General features: G+C 50.3%; 20 protein-coding genes. 2 read left to right on the top strand and 18 right to left on the bottom strand.

Annotated elements, in window-relative coordinates:
* Window positions 1–50: 50 nt before the first annotated feature.
* Window positions 51–509, top strand: coding sequence for a hypothetical protein (locus MHM95_RS05175; protein ID WP_239384567.1), 459 nt, complete (start codon window positions 51–53; stop codon window positions 507–509).
* Window positions 510–842: 333 nt separating this feature from the next.
* Entirely contained in the window at window positions 843–2,201 is a 1,359-nt protein-coding gene (locus MHM95_RS05180; RefSeq protein ID WP_239384568.1) for a DUF2254 domain-containing protein, read from the top strand.
* Here MHM95_RS05180 and MHM95_RS05185 read toward each other — a convergent pair.
* The 18 genes from MHM95_RS05185 to MHM95_RS05270 form a co-directional block, all read right to left on the bottom strand.
* Entirely contained in the window at window positions 2,198–4,423 is a 2,226-nt protein-coding gene (locus tag MHM95_RS05185; protein WP_239384569.1) for a DUF5916 domain-containing protein, read from the bottom strand. The genes MHM95_RS05180 and MHM95_RS05185 overlap by 4 nt on opposite strands.
* A 139-nt stretch (window positions 4,424–4,562) precedes the next feature.
* Entirely contained in the window at window positions 4,563–4,991 is a 429-nt protein-coding gene (locus tag MHM95_RS05190) for an excinuclease ABC subunit A (RefSeq protein ID WP_022943864.1), read from the bottom strand.
* Between the two features lie 3 nt (window positions 4,992–4,994).
* Window positions 4,995–5,810 (bottom strand): MipA/OmpV family protein, encoded by an 816-nt coding sequence (locus MHM95_RS05195; RefSeq protein WP_239384570.1) that lies wholly within the window; start codon window positions 5,808–5,810, stop codon window positions 4,995–4,997.
* Complete coding sequence (locus tag MHM95_RS05200) at window positions 5,807–7,027, bottom strand: beta-ketoacyl-ACP synthase (RefSeq protein ID WP_053909358.1); 1,221 nt, start codon at window positions 7,025–7,027, stop codon at window positions 5,807–5,809. The genes MHM95_RS05195 and MHM95_RS05200 overlap by 4 nt, the downstream gene beginning before the upstream one ends.
* Window positions 7,027–7,752 (bottom strand): 3-ketoacyl-ACP reductase FabG2, encoded by a 726-nt coding sequence (locus tag MHM95_RS05205; protein ID WP_022943861.1) that lies wholly within the window; start codon window positions 7,750–7,752, stop codon window positions 7,027–7,029. Before MHM95_RS05205 ends, MHM95_RS05200 begins: the two co-directional genes overlap by 1 nt.
* Window positions 7,749–8,210: a hotdog family protein gene (locus MHM95_RS05210; protein WP_239384571.1), complete on the bottom strand. Its 462-nt coding sequence runs from the start codon at window positions 8,208–8,210 to the stop codon at window positions 7,749–7,751. The genes MHM95_RS05205 and MHM95_RS05210 overlap by 4 nt, the downstream gene beginning before the upstream one ends.
* Complete coding sequence (locus tag MHM95_RS05215) at window positions 8,207–9,382, bottom strand: beta-ketoacyl-ACP synthase (protein ID WP_239384572.1); 1,176 nt, start codon at window positions 9,380–9,382, stop codon at window positions 8,207–8,209. Before MHM95_RS05215 ends, MHM95_RS05210 begins: the two co-directional genes overlap by 4 nt.
* Window positions 9,379–9,936, bottom strand: a complete 558-nt coding sequence (locus MHM95_RS05220) for a DUF3261 domain-containing protein (protein ID WP_239384573.1) — start codon at window positions 9,934–9,936, stop codon at window positions 9,379–9,381. The genes MHM95_RS05215 and MHM95_RS05220 overlap by 4 nt, the downstream gene beginning before the upstream one ends.
* A complete protein-coding gene (locus tag MHM95_RS05225) occupies window positions 9,936–11,186 on the bottom strand; it encodes an NAD(P)/FAD-dependent oxidoreductase (protein WP_239384574.1) in 1,251 nt (416 codons plus the stop codon). The genes MHM95_RS05220 and MHM95_RS05225 overlap by 1 nt, the downstream gene beginning before the upstream one ends.
* Complete coding sequence (locus MHM95_RS05230) at window positions 11,170–13,416, bottom strand: hypothetical protein (protein WP_239384575.1); 2,247 nt, start codon at window positions 13,414–13,416, stop codon at window positions 11,170–11,172. The genes MHM95_RS05225 and MHM95_RS05230 overlap by 17 nt, the downstream gene beginning before the upstream one ends.
* The gene (locus MHM95_RS05235; RefSeq protein WP_239384576.1) at window positions 13,413–13,937 is read right to left on the bottom strand and encodes a hypothetical protein; all 525 of its coding nucleotides are present in this window, start codon (window positions 13,935–13,937) and stop codon (window positions 13,413–13,415) included. Before MHM95_RS05235 ends, MHM95_RS05230 begins: the two co-directional genes overlap by 4 nt.
* Window positions 13,934–14,362 (bottom strand): thioesterase family protein, encoded by a 429-nt coding sequence (locus tag MHM95_RS05240; RefSeq protein ID WP_053909352.1) that lies wholly within the window; start codon window positions 14,360–14,362, stop codon window positions 13,934–13,936. The genes MHM95_RS05235 and MHM95_RS05240 overlap by 4 nt, the downstream gene beginning before the upstream one ends.
* Window positions 14,355–15,899, bottom strand: a complete 1,545-nt coding sequence (locus MHM95_RS05245) for an aromatic amino acid ammonia-lyase (RefSeq protein WP_239384577.1) — start codon at window positions 15,897–15,899, stop codon at window positions 14,355–14,357. Before MHM95_RS05245 ends, MHM95_RS05240 begins: the two co-directional genes overlap by 8 nt.
* A 3-nt stretch (window positions 15,900–15,902) precedes the next feature.
* A complete protein-coding gene (locus MHM95_RS05250; protein ID WP_239384578.1) occupies window positions 15,903–16,850 on the bottom strand; it encodes an acyltransferase in 948 nt (315 codons plus the stop codon).
* A complete protein-coding gene (locus tag MHM95_RS05255) occupies window positions 16,847–17,587 on the bottom strand; it encodes a glycosyltransferase family 2 protein (protein ID WP_239384579.1) in 741 nt (246 codons plus the stop codon). The genes MHM95_RS05250 and MHM95_RS05255 overlap by 4 nt, the downstream gene beginning before the upstream one ends.
* Window positions 17,584–17,940, bottom strand: coding sequence for a thioester dehydrase (locus MHM95_RS05260; protein ID WP_239384580.1), 357 nt, complete (start codon window positions 17,938–17,940; stop codon window positions 17,584–17,586). The genes MHM95_RS05255 and MHM95_RS05260 overlap by 4 nt, the downstream gene beginning before the upstream one ends.
* Window positions 17,933–19,312 (bottom strand): AMP-binding protein, encoded by a 1,380-nt coding sequence (locus MHM95_RS05265; RefSeq protein WP_239384581.1) that lies wholly within the window; start codon window positions 19,310–19,312, stop codon window positions 17,933–17,935. The genes MHM95_RS05260 and MHM95_RS05265 overlap by 8 nt, the downstream gene beginning before the upstream one ends.
* Window positions 19,296–19,865, bottom strand: coding sequence for a hypothetical protein (locus MHM95_RS05270; protein WP_239384582.1), 570 nt, complete (start codon window positions 19,863–19,865; stop codon window positions 19,296–19,298). Before MHM95_RS05270 ends, MHM95_RS05265 begins: the two co-directional genes overlap by 17 nt.
* Window positions 19,866–19,871 lie beyond the last annotated feature (6 nt).

Consider the following 19,871-nt stretch of genomic DNA (forward strand, 5'->3'; position numbering starts at 1 on the left):
ATGTTGTGGATTCGCTTCGCTCACCGCAAATTTTGGCGTTAGGTAGAAAGATGGAATTTGAAACTTGGGAATCACCTTTTGAAAAGGGAACTGCTTGGATCATTGACGTGTCGTGGGGTAGCGATAGATGGTCACTGACAAAATCTTCTGGCGAAAAAGTTGAAATCCTTGGCAATCCCAAACATAAGGGCATTGATTTGATCGCTCGTGTTTTCCATGAAGAAACTGAAGCGGTTTACGAGTTAGCCTTTGAAACGGTTAATGCATATCGCTTACTCGATGAGCACGGTCTTCTCTATCTGTGGTCATCTGAACGCCCCAAAAAGAATACTTTTAAGCTAAAAGGCCACCCATGGCATGACGAGAGTCCTCTTTCATTCGCTATGGGAAATAGTCAGGAGTGGTCACATATGCTGGTAACAGACGACGAATGCTTGGAAGTCATTTGTAGTGAAAGCCCTAAAATTACAAAGGTTAAAAATATTCATTTTTCCGGCAATGCTACCTAACAATCTGCTGTAGTCGCTCGCAGGCTCGCTGAGACGCAAACACATAGGCTGCGTCGTTTCGCTCCTAAGCAGGGCTACATGGACTCCCCTTTGTCAAACAATGGGCGCCTTCGACAACAATAAAACCGGACAGCTGCTCTACATTCGGCGTTTATTAGCTTTGTTACGCTATCGCCCTGACGATTTGCGCTTGAGCAATGACTTCATTCGTTAGACAGTATGTTGTTTCCAACTTTATTTAGCATCTACAGTAGCGAAAGCAAAGACTGTCTAGGCTCACATGGTGCACTGTGCTAGGGTTAGTTTTTAATATTCGCCATGGAGGCTTGTTCAGTGCGTACACCTCGCAAACTTGCTGCCCACTACCGGGCCATCGTCAGCAGCATTGGCTTCTACCCTGCTATTATCATCACCTTGCTGTTGTGTTTAGCAATGCTTTTGGCGAGCATCGAATACCATGAGCTGGTGATGGCTTTAAAATCACAGTGGCCGATGTTGTTTGTTGCTGATTTAGACACCGCAAAAACGGTGCTTAACATTCTCGCCGGTGGTCTCATCTCGTTGACGGTGTTTAGTTTTTCTATGGTGATGGTGGTACTTAATAACGCCTCATCCACCCTCTCACCTCGGGTATTACCCGGACTCATTACCATGAAGTCGCACCAATATGTGCTCGGGGTGTACTTAGGCAGTATTGTCTTTACCTTGGTTACCTTGATGAATATCCACGCCGAAAATGGCGATACCCAGCCGCCATCACTGGGCACCTTTATAGCCTTGATGCTTGGGCTGTATGCCTTGGCGCTATTTGTATTTTTTATTCATTCCATTTCCCGCTCCATACAAGTAGACAATGTGCTTAACACACTATTTTCACAAACTCAGCAACAACTGCAAGCCATAGCCCAAGCACAGCAGCCTGATATCGCGGAAAAACGCCCTGACTATACCCAGTGGTATCATATAAAAAGCCCTCAAGCCGGTTATTTTAAAGGTGTGCATACTCAGCAATTAAGCAAGCTACTGGCCCAGCATGATCTTCAGCTGGTGGTTGAAATTGAGCCGGGCTTTTTTTGTGTCGAAAGCTTTCCCTACTTAGCGGTGAATAAAGATATCAGCGATGACGGTGAGCTTTGTGAGCAAATTTGTAAGTGCAGTGTTTTTTATATTGAAGAGTATATTGGCGACCATTACAGTTACGGCATTCGCCAAATTGCTGAAATCGCCATTAAAGCGTTAAGCCCAGGGATAAACGACCCCGGCACCGCTGTTAAAGCGGTAGACATGTTGAGTATTTTAATTATCACTCGCCTGCGCATTGCCGATCACAATTACACCTTGGCGCACAGCGAGGAAGAAGCGGCCCCTAGATTGTGGTTCTATGAGCCCAGTATCGCTACTTTGTTAGAAGATAACTTTGACCCGATTCGCCACTACGGGCGCGAAGACACCACCATTTTAGTGAACCTTCTTGAGGCACTAAAGAACATTCTGTTTGTGTGCGATGGTAATAAGGCTTACGTCGATGCTTTGTATCGCTATGTGCAAGCCACCGTATTCGATGCTGAGCACAACATCACTAATCCGTATGAACGAAAGCGTATTGATGAGATGCTTGAACGTGTCAATGAAGTCGCCCAGCGGCGCGGTGATGATGTTCATCTAGCACTATCACCGCAACAACAAAGCTAAAGCTGCCAAGCGTAGCTGATTTTAGTAAAAAATGTACGCTCAGTGCGTTGCAGCTCATCCAGTGAGTCATCTTGATAACCGCTGTCGGAATAGCCGAGATAGAATACCGACTGCGGATTCATTTTGTAGGAATACACCACCTGCGAGCCAAAATCGCGATTACGCTTATGCACTTGCGAGTAAAGGTAGGCTTGCTGGTTGCGGTCAATATCTTCAAACTGCCAGATGACCTTAAGCATGCTGCGAATATTGAATTTATAGTAAAGTCGCAGGTCCCACTGCTGGGCACGATAAACGGATTGCTCATCAACATCGAGCTCACTGTAATTGTAATTCACCTTAAGCTGCAAATGTTGGTTCACATCCCAGCTCAGGGAGTTTTCAATATCGGCTCCCTCACCAAGGCGAGCATTGCTGTAGTCGATACGTGAACCGTAATCGGCATAAAGCACATAGGTTAAATCTTGATGTGGGCGAATAGAGAACTGCACATACCCATTATTTTGGATAAAGTATTCGCCGTAATAAAGCTCTTCGCTATGCCACATACCAAGCTCGTAAGTAGAGACCAAGGGCCCTTCAGCATATAAATAGCCTTCAAATTCTTGCTCAAGTAAATCGCCATCTAAATCAAAGCTTTTATCCCACTCTAAATCATATTGCCACTTAGTGATGCGGGCGCCATCGTCACCGTACCAGGTTTGCCCGCCACCGAGCACGTACTCGCGAAAATCAGCTTTGGGCTGATAGCCCATATCGGCGCGATAGTCTTCATCAATCTGTTGATACTCGCCACGCAAGTTGTAATCACGCTTAGTGCGCTCAAGCGCCAAACTAATTGCCTTGCCGGACTGATCAGCAGCAACGTCCCAATTTTCGACAAACAGCGCGCTATTATCGGTGTCAGCATAAGACAGTCCGTAGTTAAAGGAGTCGCTGGCATTAAGGGCATAGGTACCATCGAGGGCTGCTACGGTATTATGATAATCTCCCCCTTGGCGCTGCGTAAGCGTCATCCCTACCCCACTGCGCTGTCCCCAGTCATAACGGTAACGCGCCACCGCATTGGTGACATCATCTTGCAGTTGCGCCAGTGATGAGCCTTGATTACCCGGCAATAAAACTGACGGGTTGGCGTCATCGGCGACTAACGTGGCATAGGTATGCGCGCCCTGCTTGCCGGTGACTTTCACACCATAATCCGGCTCGGCGATGGTGCGGCTGTAAAATAGCTCTTGCTGGTTGGTGCGAAAATACGAGGAACCATCTAAGAAAAACGGTCTTTTTTCGGCGTAATACAACGAAAAGTTGGTGTTTACATCGAGCTGCACAGCGTCAGCTTCTACCTGCGAAAAGTCCGGGTTAACCGTGGCATTAAGCAAGGTTTCATCATTGATACGCCAGCGTAAATCGGCGCCCACTTCAACATCAACATCGCCATTTTGCCAATCACCGGGAACGTGCTCTTTACTGTCGTGGCGGCTAGCACTGATATGCGGCGTAAACAACACATCACGATGCTCAGTGCGATTGGCAAGCCCGGTGAGTTTATCAAATTGGCAAAAACTGCATTTTATATCAAGATCAAAGCCGACATTAGACAAGCGATAGAACACGTCCCGTGGGTAATTACGTGCAATGGAGATGCCCCAGGTAATGGGTTCATTTGTTTTAGGCAGGTTCAATACCGTCAGGGGTATTTTCATTTCTACCACATACCCATCGCTATGAATTTGCGCGGCGCTGTACCAAATGGCATCCCAACTGGGGTCTTCAACCCAGGTATCAAAGTCGGTCGCGAGAATATCGCCTTGAGCACCATAAGCATTAACGAAAAACTCAAAGGCATTGCGCTCATCATTTAGGCTATCGATGATGATACCGACATTGTCGTCCTGCCATAACTCATCTCGGTCCCGCAAGGCTCCGCGAATGGCTTCGGGGTTAGGATCCTTGGCATCGATGCCTAAATATAGGAATTGGCCATCATCGAATAAATAGGCGGTTGTATTGACTGGGGAGGCAGCGCGCTCAAGGGGCTCATTCTGAGTGTTAACAGCGATTTGCGTGGCATTTTTCCACACATGCTCGTCAAGATTGCCATCGAGTTTTACTTGCTCTTGCAGGTGTGCCAGTGCAAATTGTTTTGCTGGAGGGTATGCAACAACCGTTGCGCTGAAAAGGCTGCAACACGCAGCCAATAATAACACGAAGCGCGCCATAAACGTCCTTATTGGTACTACACCACTGTCTGCGTGGTAATTTTACTTTATGTTAACAAACAAAAAACAAATTACCACCCCTGTGCGATGAACTTTGTACCTTTTTTCATTTATAGCGCGTGGACTGTTGTGTGCGGTTTTATAGCTTAACTAACGTGCCCTTAAGAGCCACACCGGCCATTAAAAAGCCAGCCCCACACTCAAATTGTTCACTGCTTTTAAATTCACGCTTTTTATAGTACGACTCTATACCCACGACGGCATTCATGCCTTCGCGCTGAGCGCGCTCTTGCAGTGCTTTAAGCGCACTGAGCATCACCCACTCACACGCTTCTTTGTCTGATTTATTAAAGGCATTGGTTTTCTTATTGGTCATAACCTCACCGAAGGTCTCTTTCGCCGCACTGTGTGGTTGATCGGCAAAGTAAAGGGGCACATCCAATAGCGCATCCTTGGCTTTCGTGGTCGCTAACAAGTCGGCAATAGAGTACTTGCCGATATCATCACGAGCCGCCACACTGTGCGATGTTGCGGCCACAAGCGCTGCCATTAATAAATATTTTTTCATTTCTTATCCTCTGTTGTTATAGAACTTCCATGCCAACCCAAAGCCAAAGGCAACACTGTGGTTGCGCTCCACCAGTGGGCTATCACGCCACTTTGCATCCTTGATGCGATAATACTTTACAAACCCGCCAAACCACCAGCGTCTTGAGTCATAACTTAGCCCCATAGACACTTCTTCACCGCCATATCCGTTACCACTGGTGTATTCGCTGCGCAGTGAATTAGCGGCCGCCGCTGGCACTGCATAAAAGTAGTCGGCGTATTGTGAACTGGCATAATTAATTGCCAAACGGCTGGTTAACGTGATGCTTTGCGCTCCTTGTTGCCACAATCGCTGCCGCCACTGGGCATAAGGTCCCGCCTTAAAGCCAATATCATCAATACGGGTGAAATCCGTTGCCAGTGCCTTACGGGTAAACACGCCAAGCTTAAAATAACTAGGTTGGTTATAGTGGCCGACAACATAATAATCCAATGCAGGGCCCAACTCGAACACCCAGTCCAAATCGTCCATGCCATCGCGCGCTTTACTCTCACCGCTGTCTACTGCAATTCCAGCGGTGGCAGAGATGTCCAAATGCCAGTTATTATGCTGCCATAAGTAACCGGTGGCGCTGCGCCTATCAAGGTTTAAGCGTTCAGAGCGATAGCGCACATAAGGCACTGGCAACGTGTAGCTTTTTGACTCACGGGCACCGATATAAAGCGGAATATTAGCATGAAATACCCCCGCCCCAAGCTCAAGCTCAAGCTCTGCACTGACACTCGAAGCGCTGTACAGCGCTAAAACAAACGCAAAGCAACGCGTTATCACGCTCATGGCATGCGCTTAAAAATCAGGGATGTGTTAATGCCACCAAACGCAAAGTTATTACTCATGACATAGTCACACTGTAATTTGGTTGGCTGGCGCAGATAATCCAGCTGTGCACACTGTGGGTCAACACTCTCAAGGTTAACGGTAGGCGCAAACCACCCCTCACGCATCATTTCGATACTGGCCCACGCCTCGATGGCACCACACGCGCCTAACGTGTGACCTAGGTAGCTTTTGAGCGAGCTAATGGGTTTACGGCCAAGGGCATTAAAGGTGGCATGAGATTCGGCAATGTCACCGCGATCGGTGGATGTGCCGTGAGCGTTAACATAGCCTATTTGTTCGCCATTAAGCTGGGCATCATCAAGGGCCATAGTGATCGCCGTTTGCATGGTATCGCTGGTCGGCTGGGTCACATGCTCACCATCGGAATTACAACCAAAACCGACGATTTCCGCATAAATAGTCGCACCACGTGCTTTGGCGTGCTCGTACTCTTCTAAAATCAGTGTTCCCGCACCCTCACCTATCACTAGCCCATCGCGGTCTTTATCAAACGGCCGAGGCGTATGCTTAGGTGCGTCATTACGACAACTGGTGGCGTATAAGGTATCGAATACGGCGGCCTCGGTCACACAGAGCTCTTCGGCGCCACCGGCAACCATGGCTTTTTGTCGACCGAACTTAATGGCCTCATAGGCATAGCCAATGCCCTGTGAGCCCGAGGTACAGGCGGAGCTGGTGGTGATCACCCGGCCTTTGATACCAAAAAACACGCCAATATTAACCGGCGCAGTATGGGCCATCATCTGAATATAGCTAGTTGCCGTCACCCCACTCATCTGCCCCGATTTCATCATATCAGCGAAGGCAATAAGCGGCGGCGTTGAGCCGGTTGACGAACCATAGGCAATGCCGGTATCGCCATTGGTAAGCGCCGGGTGCTCAAGCAAGCCTGATTGCGCCAATGCCCGCTCGGTGGCCACCGTGGCCATCAATGCGACGCGCCCCATAGAGCGCACCATCTTACGTTTATAGTGGCTAGGGCGCTGAAAGTGCGTCACCGGCGCCGCTAATTTGGTATTCAAATCAGCTACATCTTGCCATTGCTCCATCACTTTAACGGCGTTGTCGCCCTTCTCTAGCGCACTGCGCAGGCTCGGCCAGTCATCCCCTAGTGCCGTAATACAAGACATCCCTGTAACCACAACCCGTTTCATTACACTAACCCACCATTGACTGAAATAACTTGGCGGGTAATGTACGCCGCCGGGTCAGAGGCTAAAAATGACACCGTTGCCGCGACCTCTTCAACATTGCCCATACGCCGCATCGGCACATGTTTTAATAGCTCCTTGGTATCGAGCTGCTCGGTCATTTCCGTGGCGATCAACCCGGGAGCGACACAGTTGACGGTGATTTTACGTTTTGCCAATTCCAGCGCTAATGCTTTTGTAGCACCGATGATCCCCGCTTTGGCTGCACTGTAATTCACTTGGCCGCGATTGCCAGCAATGCCCGATACCGAAGCCAACGTAATAATACGTCCACCCTGACGGGCACTGACCATTGGCATAACCGCCGGGCGGACAACATTATAAAAACCATCTAAGCCAGTGCTAATAACCGTGTCCCATTCGTCGTCGGTCATCGCCGGAAAGGCGGTGTCACGCGTGACTCCGGCATTACACACCACACCATAATAAGCACCATGTTCGGCAATATCTTGCTCTATGCTTTGGCGTGCTGAGTCTCTATCGGTGACATCAAAACACAGGACTCGCGCACTGCGGCCCATAGCTTGGATTTGCTCACTGACTTTTTGAGCTTGCTCACGCTGGGTGCGACAATGCAAGATAATGTCAAACCCTTGCTCGGCAAGGGCCAGCGCGATGGCCTTGCCTATACCTCGGCTTGAACCGGTGACTAAAATAGCTCTACTCATTGGTTTTCCTTAATAAACTTCATCGGGTCGGCAGGCTGAAATACATTAATTTTGGCTTCGAGATAACGCTCGTTATCGCATTCAATGGCGCAATCGAAAACACTGAGCCCGGACTCGTCCTGCACCACTTGCGTGACATAAATATCCAGTGTGCTGTCGAGCTTAAAGACCGGCTTTAAACAGCGGATTTTTCGACTGCCTAATAAGAAGCCAATTTTAACACCGCGCTGGTGCTGACAATCGTGAGCACCGGCATAGGCGGCGATACTCTGCGCCATGTATTCGCTGCCGATATAACTTTGCACCCCATTGATATCACGCTGGTAAAATGCACTGTCTGGGGTAATGGTCACTTGGCAATGGGCGCTGTCACTATCAAACGAAATCAGCTCATCAATCAACACCATGGGAGGGCGATGCGCCAGCAATTCGCTTATAGGTCGATGGTTGTTGGTCACGCTATTTCTCCAATAATGATACTGGCGTTATTGCCGCCAAAAGCAAAAGAGTTACTCATACATGTTTTCGGCCGTTCCCGAGTGGGTTGTTGTACAAGATTAATCGTCGCCAAGGAGGCATCAAGGGCGTAGCCGCTATGATATGGCAGCGTTAGGGTCTTCCCTAAACGTTGCTGCTCTATCAGCAGCCAACATAATCCAGCCTCTATTGCACCGGCGGCACCCAAGGTATGGCCGGTAAGATGCTTTGATGAACTCACCGGCGTTTGCGCGCCGATGACATCGGCAATGGCCCGTGCTTCCATGGCATCATTTTTTACCGTTGCAGTACCGTGGGCGTTGATGTAATCAATATCTGTGGCTGTCAAAGCCGCCTCGGCCAACGCCTGGTGCATTGCCGCTATGGCACCTTTACCTTGCGGCTCGGGTGCAGACATATGGTACGCATCGGAGCTACTGCCACAGCCTAATAACGCACAGCGCGCTGAGCCAAAATCCGCTGAGCGAGTCATAATGAATAAGCCCACACCTTCGCCAATATTAATGCCATCACGCTGCTGAGCAAAAGGCTGGCAAATCCCGGCGCTGGTCGATGCCAGTGCTTTAAAGCCATTGACGGTCAATTGGCATAAACTGTCTGCGCCGCCACAGATGACCGCATCTGCCAGCCCTGCTTGTAACATCGCTTTGGCGCTGCTCAGTGCTTTACTGCTAGAGCTACAGGCGGTGGAAATACTGTAGCATGGCCCCTCTAAGGCCAGCTTGTCGCGAATATACTGCGCGGGGGCATCCAATGATTGCTGGTGGTAGTGGTAGTGCTTCGGCCAGCTACCTTGGCGAGCTTGCTGTGCTCGAGCACGCTCACCATCATAAATATCAGCGGTGCTGGTGCCGATGATTACGGCAATACGATGCGCTGCTATGCGGCTACGCAGCTTATCTAAGGTATTAGTTAATTGCGCCAAAGCAAGGTCAATCATGGCGTTATTGCGCCCGGTGCTATCAAGGGGCAAATTAGCGACCTGACCTAAATAGGGGGTCATGCCCTCATTATCTAGCCCAGCGACTTGAGCCAAACCACTGCGCTGTTCGCCGCTCAGGGCATCGAGATGGGCACTGGTATCCGCTCCTAATGCGCTGACAAGCGCGAGGTCGTTTAACCAGGCGTTCATAACCCCACCTCGGTAAATATAATTTGGTATTGGTGCATATAATTAGTTAACGTTGTTGTGGCGCCTTGGTACTCTATGCGCAGTAAGAGCGTGTGAGCACGTTTAATTTCCCTCACTCGGGTCGCGCCGCGCTGGAATTCCTGTATTTGCGCCCCTTTTAACTGCGCCTTGAGTTGCTGCATGGGCCAATGCACCAATTGTACATCGGCCAAAATGTACTCTGGGTCAATCGGCAGCGTGGCTAACTGAGTGCTTGCGCTGATTTTCTCATCATCACTAAAGGCCATGGACAACAGCGGGATACCTGCCCCCGAGGTCAACACTAAGCGCAGCTCACCGCTTTGATTAACGGCCAGTTGGCTCAGTAGTGTAGCACTGCGCTCAGCCCGAGAAAAAGTCAGCTTTTTTTGCCACTGTTGCTGATGTAATGACGGCGGGGCAACACCCATATCGAAGCTCACCCCAGCGGCCAAGTCAACGCTATTGGCGTTGCGCTCTGGCACCGTAGTACAGGCCGATAACACGGTGACAATAATTATCCATACAGCCCGCATTATTGAGTTTCCATGTTACAAAGAGTCGCAAGCACATCAAGACGGCGCTCACTTTGTGCCACATAGGGATTAGTTTCATCCCAGGCATAGCCTGCCAAAATGGCACTGATCATACGCCGCACATCACTGCGCTGCTGCGGGTAAAAAATAACATCCTGAAAGCGGCCATCGTACCAAGCGAGGACAAAGGTTTTAAAGCACTCTACCCCTTGTTTAAGTGGTTGGGCGAAGTCTTTGTCAAAATCCACTTTTTCGCCACGCAAAAAGCCATCGACAACCGGCGCTGCCAATGACGCCGATTTCAACGCAATCGTTACCCCAGATGAAAACACCGGATCAAGAAACTCCCCAGCATTCCCCAATAACGCATAGCGCTTGCCATACAAGCGACTGACATCCGCAGAATAGCCGCCTAAGCGCTGGGTATCAGTGATTGCCTGCGCCGAGTCAAGCAACGCTGCGAGATTCGGCTCTTGGCCTACCAGGCGCCATAAGTTTTGTTGTTCACTGAGGGCCTCGTCAAAGTACTCGGGCTCACCCACCACGCCTAAGCTGGCGCTACCATCGGCAAAAGGGATAAGCCAATACCAGATGTCGCGATGCTGCGGGTGCACGGAAATTAAGATCTTGTTTCTATCAAAATTTGCGGCGCTGATATGGTCGTTGATATGACAGAAATAGGCCGTTCTTGTGGGCAAACTAGAGCGGCGCTCTAGCTCAAGTAAGCGCGGCAACACCCGGCCAAAACCACTGGCGTCGAGCACAAATCGCGCTTGCAGCCGATAGCTTTGCTGTTCGCTGGCCACAGACAGTTCGATATGCTCATCATGTTCTTGCAGCGCTTCAACTCGATGGCCGTAGCGAATCTCCACCCCCTGGGCCTGGGCGGTATCGGCGAGCAACTTGTCAAACGCTGCACGTTTGACTTGATAAGTAGTGCCACGCCCTGCAGAGAACTTGTCGGTAAAGTCGATAGCGGTATCCGTTCCTTGATAATGAAACGCGGCGCCATTTTTAAACTGAAAACCCAGCTCTTCGGCATGCTTGTCCACGACCTCGTCCATGCCGGCTTCGCTAAGGTAGGCCATGCATTGCGGCAGTAGGCTCTCGCCAATGGAAAAGCGCGGAAAATGCTGACCTTCAAGCACCACCACGTGCCAACCACGCTGGCGCAATAAGGCACTGACTAACGCCCCAGAGGGACCAGCACCGATGACCACAACGTCCGTCTGTTCAGTCTGATTTATCATTTTTATTCTCAATACTTAGTGGCGCTACCCAGTAAACAACAATAAGCCCGATCAGCACGGCAGCACCAAATTGGCTGATAGCGGGGGTATTCGAAAACACTAACATCGCGAATACCGCCAAGGACGACAACGCTGACAGGCTAATGGCAACAAAGGTGGTCGGCTGGCGCCCTGATTGCTGATAAAAAATAAAATAATCAACAGCTAACGCTAACACTAGGATAAGCCCCAAGGTATGAAATACCGACAGGGGCATAACGACCGCAATAAGGGTCACCACCAGCAACGCGCTTAGCGCCAACCAAGCAACCATGGCAGCCCCTCTGCGCAGGCCAAAAAACGCGATAAATACAATGGCTATGGCCAGGACTGCGAGCGCTAAAGCCCAATGAATACTGTGATGAAAGTGCGCTAACATGGCGCTCAGCTGGCCGGGCACATCCACCAACTGCATATCTTCAAACTCTGCCAGATAACCGCTCAGCGAGGCATGTTCAAGCGCGCTGACGGTGCTCAATGAATAAAAATATGGGCCTTGTTTGATAGGCGCAAGAAATACATCGGCCAGTGGCCCTTGAGCAAACTGCTCATAGCTCAACAGGGTATTTGCATCCGCTGGTAGCGCGGCGCCGCGTAATTGCGCCAAAAAGCTAAACCGGCCCTGCTGCTGCGCCTGGCGATAAAGAGTTAAAGCCTGTTGTTGGCTTTGCTGGCTAGGCAGGGCCACGCTGAGACCCTGAAACCGCCCTTGATGCAGTTGCACAAAACTGCGCACGCGCTCTTCGTTTATTAATAACTGCTCGATGCTTTCGCCTCGCACTAGCACCTGAAACGTTGGCCCATCACCATTTAAGTACAGGTGATGGCGCTTTTGCGCTTGCATAAGCTGCGCTGAGCTTGCATTAAAGCTGGCGATAGAATCGTTGACTTGTGGCCATTGCACACTCAGCAACAGGCCACTCACGCCCGCAAGAGTCAAAGCGATGGCACCTTTGCGCCGGCGCAGTCGAGCAAACAAGGTTAATGCGCAATCAGCAGTACTCAGTGCTAAGGGGCGTAATTGCGTAGGACGCTGGGCGCGGATCACCACAAAGCGCACGAAAAACCAAGCGCCGCACAATCCAGCAACAATAAAAATAGCGACATCTTGCAATAAGCTCATCGGCGCGGTGAAAAAGCAGGCGTAGCCGAGTGCTGTCGAGCCAAGAGCTAGCAATAACCCGCGTTTCAGTGCTACGCTGTAGCTATTGCTTTTTTTGGTTCTGTCGCTCAGCGCATGCAGCGCGTAATCGATGGCGACACCAATTAACGTCGTGGCGAACACTAAACTCAACACATGCAGTTGTTGGCGCAGCAATAAAAGCGCTAGCGCGCCTGCGAGCACTGCACTGCTTACGGTTAATAAACTCACCCACAGTGGCCAAACGCCGCGTATGGCGAGCAATACAAAAACAGCGAGTAACACCAGGCTCGCCAAGCCAAAGCGATTCATCTCCCATTGCGCTTGCTCCGCGTTTTCACTGTTATGAAATAGCACTCCAGAGTATTCAATCTCGGTTTCTGGGTGGGCTTGGCGAAGCGTGCGAACCGCGTTTACAAGCTCCGCTGCCAGGGCATTGTTTTGCCATATTGTTGCTGTCGTCGTCACCTCACTGACCAGCAGCCAAACGGGAGGCTTATCTCCTTGGCGCCATTGTAACTTACCATCGACGAGCCCTAATTGCTGACCTGTTGCAAAGGTGTCTAAAAAGCTAAAGGTTGCTAAGGATGGGTCATCACTGATACTGCTTGATAACCAAGGTGAGGCAGTCTGCGATAATTGCCGCTGAGCATAGTGACTAAAGGCCGTGGGTGAGCGCAGCGCTTGTTGATAGCCCTCGCTCATGAGCGCGCCACGATAAGGCTGGTAGAACTCGGCGATACGCTTAAGTGTCGGTTGCACTTTAACCTTAAGCGACGGGTGTTGTTGCAGTTGCTGCGCCAGCTCATGATAAGCATTGACCGCCGTTTTGCCACTGAAAGAAAACACCAACTGGTTCTGCGCCGTACTTGATAGCTGCTGTTGCGCGCTATAAAACTGCGCATCGACGGCTTGAGTGGGCTGGCGCTCCAATAAGGCCATCATATCAGCACTGATACGCACTTCTTTCAGCGTCCACACCGCTACTGTGCAAAGCAGCAGGAAGGTGGGCCACAGTACGATGCCTACAGACCTTGCCCAGCTGCTCACTGCGTCGCTCCATTAGGGGTAAGGATGATTTCAGTGCGAGTGCCTTTTCGCTCATACAAGCCAATAAAACGCACCTGCTGTTGGTTGTCTTGGCAGCTGATAAGATGCGTGAACAGGCTTTTTAACTCTTGGCTCTGCGCCAACAGTTTAAGGCATGACCAGGGCTTGGCGGCAATCCGCTCGGGCCGGGGCGCAGGCTCACTAATAAAAAACTGCGCCAGTTGCTGCGGGTCCTGCTGTAATAGTGCCTGTAATAAAGAGCTATAAGCACCACTTTGTGCCTGTTTAACAAACTGATCCTCACCTTGGCGCTCGAACACGCCCTCACCATCGATACGCAATACATTTTCTATCGGCGTTTGGGTGTGCCACCAAAGTTGCTGCGCCGTGAGACGATAACTGCCGGTGCTGACAAAGGCGTTATCAAAGCCAGCGAAGTGCTTATGTTGCTCAAACTGCCCTTGCTGCGCCGCAGCCATAAAGGAGCACAGCATCACCAACACCGAGAGCCACTTACTCACGATAGCACCTGCGCTAGCTTGTCACCGATAATGCGTGGCGACACAAATTGCATCTCTTGGGTGGCTCTATCAACCGCCACTTGCACGGTATAGGCCTTCGTGAGGCGCTTATTCGAAGCACTGTCGAAGATCACGTAGTCAATCTTCAGCCGTGTTTCATATTCTTTTAGGTATGCCTCTACACGAATGCGCTGCGTAAAAGAGGCCGAGCCTACGTACTTGATACGCATATCGACAATAGGCCAATCATAACCAGAATCGCGCATTTGCAAATAGTCGTAATCGAACTTGCGCAACAACTCACAACGCGCAACCTCAAGGTAGCGGGCATAATTGCCATGCCAAACGATTTGCATTGGGTCACAGTCGTGAAATGGGATCTCAATATCAACGGCTGCGCTCAATAGCGTATTTTTATTATTCATAAAGGGTCCAACGCTGGTTTTGAATGTACTCGACGGTTTGCCGAAGGGTGCTCTCCAGTGGCCGGTCTTCTTCGAGATTAGCAAAATAGCCACTGATGTCTTGGTACATGCTCTCTATGTCTTCGCTGAGCGCGCTTTGTTGCAACTCGCCGCGCTGAATACGTAGTCTCAGACCTTGCACTGCCGCCAACAGCGTGCATGCTAATACTTGCTCGGTCAACTCCAACACCCGCAAGCAATCTCTAGCGGCGATGGTGCCCATACTCACCTTATCCTGATTGTGACATTCGGTGGAGCGGGAAAAAACACTCGCCGGCATGGTTAACTTCAACGCCTCGGCGGTAAACGCCGATGCGCCGATCTGCACCGCTTTAAAGCCGTGGTTAATATAGCGGCGCTGCTGTTGGGCATCACTGAGGTTACTAGGCAAGCCGTTGTTATAACGGGTGTCCACCAAGGACGCTATTTGCCGGTCGGCAAGATCGGCTAAATTAGCCACCGCATTTTTCATGCTGTCCATGGCCATGGCGATATGGCCGCCATAGAAATGCCCGCCGTGCAGCACATGCTCCCCTTCACCATCAATAATGGGGTTATCGTTCGCAGAGTTCAGCTCATTTTCAATAAATTGTCGGAACCACGGCAAACTATCGGCCAACACGCCAATAATATGTGGCGCGCAGCGAATAGAGTATCTATCTTGCAAGCGGTCGGCATTGCGGGGGTGGCTATAGTGGTTAAGATCGTCTCGGATCCACTTTGCCACTTGCTGTTGGCCGCTGTGCGGTTTCACCGAGAATAGAATCTCATCAAAGTGATGGCTATTGCCTTTGAGTGCGATAGAGCTCAAGGCGGTGATACGAGTGGCTAACTTTACGGCATAACTGGCACGCTCAAAGGCAAGACAGGCTACTGCGGTCATCACCGCTGTGCCATTCATCATCGCTAGGCCTTCTTTAGGACGTAGCGTAATCGCCGTTAAGCCACTTTGTGCAAATGCTTCTTGGGCGCTCATTACTTGCTCGTTAAAGCGTACCTCACGCTCACCAACTAAAGCACCAGCTACGTAAGACAAAGGCGTTAAATCGCCACTGGCCCCCACCGACCCCTCTTGCGGGATAAGCGGTAAAATGTCGTGGTTAATCATATCACGCAGTAAGTGCAACAGCTCCCAACTAACACCTGAGTAGCCTTGCGTCAGTGATGCTAAACGGGTCGCGAGAATCGCCCGCGTTTGCGCAGCATTGAAGTGTGCGCCTAAGCCGCAGCCATGAAAGCGAGTTAAATGCAGCGGCAGCTCTTTGACCAAATCAAGAGGAATATCTACGGTCACCGAGTCGCCATAGCCTGTGGTCACCCCGTAAATGACGCCTTCTTTTTCCAGGAGTTGATCTAAAAACGCAACCCCTGCATCAATCTTGCGCTGCAGATGCGCTGAGGTGCTTATCTCTGCATTCACTGAAGCCTGGGCAAAGGCGACAATATCTTCAATGCGAAGCGGCTTTTCGCCGAAATGAATCGTTTGACGGCTAGACACGAATTAGCTCTCCTTGTGGCGCGCGCTGTGCTCATCACGCTGCCAAAAATCAAAAAAATTAAACCATTGGTAAGGGTACTGCTGCACAACAGTCTCTAGCTCCTGCACGTAATCTTGGATTATTTTCTCCAGCGCCTGTTGCCTGCTCTTGCGCGGTAACGACAAGCCGTCGCTGTATTTGTTAAAGTGCACATCAAAGCTACGTCCGTTGCGCATGCAAAATAGCCAATAAATGGGGCACTCCAGTAGCGCAGCTAAAATAAAAGGCCCTTGCGCGAACGGCGCGGGGCGGCCTAAAAATGGGCAGTATTGCACGCGCCCGATTGCCGTGGTGCTGGTTCGATCACCGACGATAACCACAAACTCCCCCTGCTCAACCTTGGTTTTCAGTAGAATTGCCAAGTCCGGGCCGAGTTCACTCACCTGGATAAGGTTAACTGACACATTGGGGTTAATGCGTTGCAAGGTGCGGTTAAACTCCACTGCATGATGGGTAAACACCAACACATTGATTACGCAGTGGCTATGGCGCATACCTAACGCCCGGCACACCTCCAAGTTTCCCAGGTGGGAGCCGATAAAAATAGCCCCTTGCTTATGCGCCACTAAATCATCAAACAAATGCTGATTACGGTAATTGATTTGCGCTGGGCTAATGCGACCTAACCAAGCATCTATTTTATCAAAGGCGCTATCGGCAAAGGTACAAAAATGTTTCAGCCCGGTGCTAAAACGCCACGGTGGCTGAGTGCTGTTGTAATCATGTAAATTCTGCCAGTACTGCTTTGTGGCTGCGCGCGCCTTGCCCCCGGTGAGGTAAAAGTAAAACACCACAGGAAAAAGAAACACCCACAGCACCTTGCGACCAAAGAGCTTGTAGACCGCCAATAAAAACTGCATGCCCCAATAACTGCCGCGTTCCTGCATTTTCGACCAATGTGTTTGGCTCATGAGTCTACCCTGGGTTTGCGCAGCAATAACTTAGGTAACCGAGGCAGCATGGCGAAAAATAATCGCGTATGCAGCCAGCTAATTTTGAGATTATCGTGCAGCGGCTGAAAGTGTGACACGCCCTGCTCTGGATAGATCACCTGGGTATCGATAAACAGCGAAGGAACACCTTGCCAATACAGACGCACCATGACCTCAATATCAAAATCCATACGCGTCCCCAAGGCACGGCTATCAAACAAGGCGATACACGGGGCCAGTGGATAAACACGAAAGCCACACATGGAGTCTTTAATCGACAGGCTCAGGGTTTCTACCCACACCCAAAAATGGGTGATATAGCGGCTTAAATAGCGATGCTTGGGCACCGACTCATCATACACCGGACGACCGCTGATAAGGCAATGGGGGTGAGCCTTGGCTTTAGTGATAAGCTTTTGCATATCGGCCAAACAATGTTGACCATCGGCGTCTACTTGCAAGGCATGAGTGTACCCTTGAGCATAAGCCCAGCGCAGTCCGGTTTGCACTGCCGCGCCTTTGCCACCATTAACCTGATGCCTAAGCAAATGTAAACAGTCAAAGCGCTCGCTTAACTGCTGCATATAACGCTGTGCTGAAGCTGCGCTGCCATCATCTACCATCACAATATCCAGGCCCATAGGCGCAAGTTCAGCAATGACATCGGCAATCACCTGCGTATGGTTATAGTTGGGGATCACAATGCACAGTTTCATGCGTCACTCGCAAACACAATACGACCGCTGGCATGCTGGCCTTTGTGCGAATAATACCGAAAAGTGACCTTAGCGCTTTTTTTCTCAAGCGCTAAGGTCACTTCTAGCCCTGGGGTCATGACCACCTGAAACTTGAGGACTTCGACATTTTCAACCGCATTTTGGTAGCCAAAATATTTGCGTCCATAGTGGATGGCCCAATCCAGTTGCACCACCCCGGCCAAAATCGGCGCATCGGGAAAGTGGCCCTTAAAGTAATCAAGCTGGGGCGCAAGCGATAAGGTTAGCAATACCTCATCCGCTTGCTCATCAACGCCAACAATATCGGGGTGAGTGACTTTAAAATCAGTCAAAATACGACTCCAGTTCACTGGGCACTAATTTGCCTTGTGAGTTGTAAGGTAAGCTTTGTAGATAGCGCCATTTACGCGGCAAACAGACCGCTTCAAATTCTTGACCAAGGTGCACTTTTAGGGTTTGGCTAATATGTTTACGCGGACATTGTTCGAACTGATGTAGGCCCTCGCGAGTGAGCACCACAAGCGCGCCAAGGCGGCCCGTACTTAGCTGCATAATGGCCGCATGCTTGACCCAGGGGTGAGCTATTAGCCGGGCCTCCATGCCCACTAGGTTCACCCGCTTTTCCGCCACTTTAACAGTGCGGTCGGCGCGCCCTAAAAGTATAAACTCGCCGTTGCTTAACAGCTTAACTTTGTCGTCTAAGCGCATTGGCTCGTCTAACAATGGCGATTTTAGTGTTAGTTGTCCGTTGTGACGCTGCAATGCGACACCTGGGAATGGCTGCCAAGGCACAGCGCCGCTGGTGCTGACTTGGCGATAAGCAATGCCACCGGTTTCTGTACTGCCATACACTTGGATAATGGCGCGCTCGAACTGCTGATACAATTGTGTTGCATCGCTGTCCTCTAGCGGTCCACCGGAAGAAAATAGCAGCGCGATATTGCTGCGCTTGCCACCGAGGACATTATCTTGCACTAACCGCGAATACTGCGCTGGGGAGGCAACCAGCACCCAGTTGTTAGGCGCTTGGGAATCAATATACTGCGCTAGGTGCTCAGGATAGTGGAACATTGGTCCGTGCCAGCAATGGCCGAAACGGGCGGGCCATAATACTTTAAAAAGTAAACCGTAAATATGCTGATGGGACACCATAGCCACAAACCGTGGTGAGTCAGTAGCAAGGCGAGCCATAAAGGTTTGCTCGAGTGTGTTGAGCTCGCGATTTATCGCTGTCCAGGTTTTGTATATGGCTTTAGCGGGGCCGCTGCTTCCTGAGGTAAAGAAGATCAACCGACCGCTTATTTTATCATTCGGCCAATAGATATTGTCATTGCGCTGTTCGGCCAATGATGAACTGGACGTATCGTCGAGCGCCTCATCGATATAGCTAAACCCGCCTTCAGAGGCTGCACTGTGTTCGCCGCAAAAAAATGCGCTTAACTCACGCATTCTCGCCAGAGTCTGCGGTTGCGCATTAGGCGGTAAGATAATGTCCATGGGGGTTTGTGCTAACGCCATGAGGCGGATAAAGAATTCTACGCTGTCGCTGTGATACAGCACCACCGCTGTACTCATATCTAGCTTTTTATAATGTGCGCTAAACGCATTGATACGCTTAATCAGTGTATCAGCAGTGATGAAGGCGTTCTCGTCACTGGCACAATTTGGCGCCAATAGGTCGATTAATTTATTTAAGCTGTCCATTGCTCTTTAACCACATTCTATAAGCAAACTCACCGCCACCCAAAATGCCCATCGCTATATAGGCGACTAAGCCATTGTACACAGTCCAAAGCACCATATCTTCTAGTAGCACGGTGTAGGTAGCAAGAGCCGCATTGAGCACAAAGAAAACGGACCATATTTGCGTCACTCGATAGGTATAACGCACGCCTTGGTCGCTTAATTGTGGCTCGCGCAGTCTTGCAAAGCGCTCTATCATGCTGGGTTTATGCACCAGTGTATAAGCGAACGCTGCCGCCATAACAAGATTAACAATCACCGGATACCATTGCAGTCGGTGAGGCTGTGCGCTCACTAAGGCACTGGCCACTAAAATAGCGCCTGCCACGGAAGTGGGTAATAGCCAGCCACCCAGCACTTGAATACGCAAGCTCAAAGCGGCACGAATAATAAGCAAAGCCAATAACAGCCACATGATTTGTTGACTATATCCTTGGGATAAACCGAGATACACCAATACAGGGTAAGCCAGCAAACAAATAGACAGCAGCGTGTTAATAATTGCTTTGAGCATGAGGTG

Origin of the sequence: Pseudoalteromonas sp. CnMc7-15 (genome assembly GCF_022347925.1) — a bacterium.
GTDB classification, from domain to species: Bacteria; Pseudomonadota; Gammaproteobacteria; order Enterobacterales; family Alteromonadaceae; genus Pseudoalteromonas; species Pseudoalteromonas ruthenica.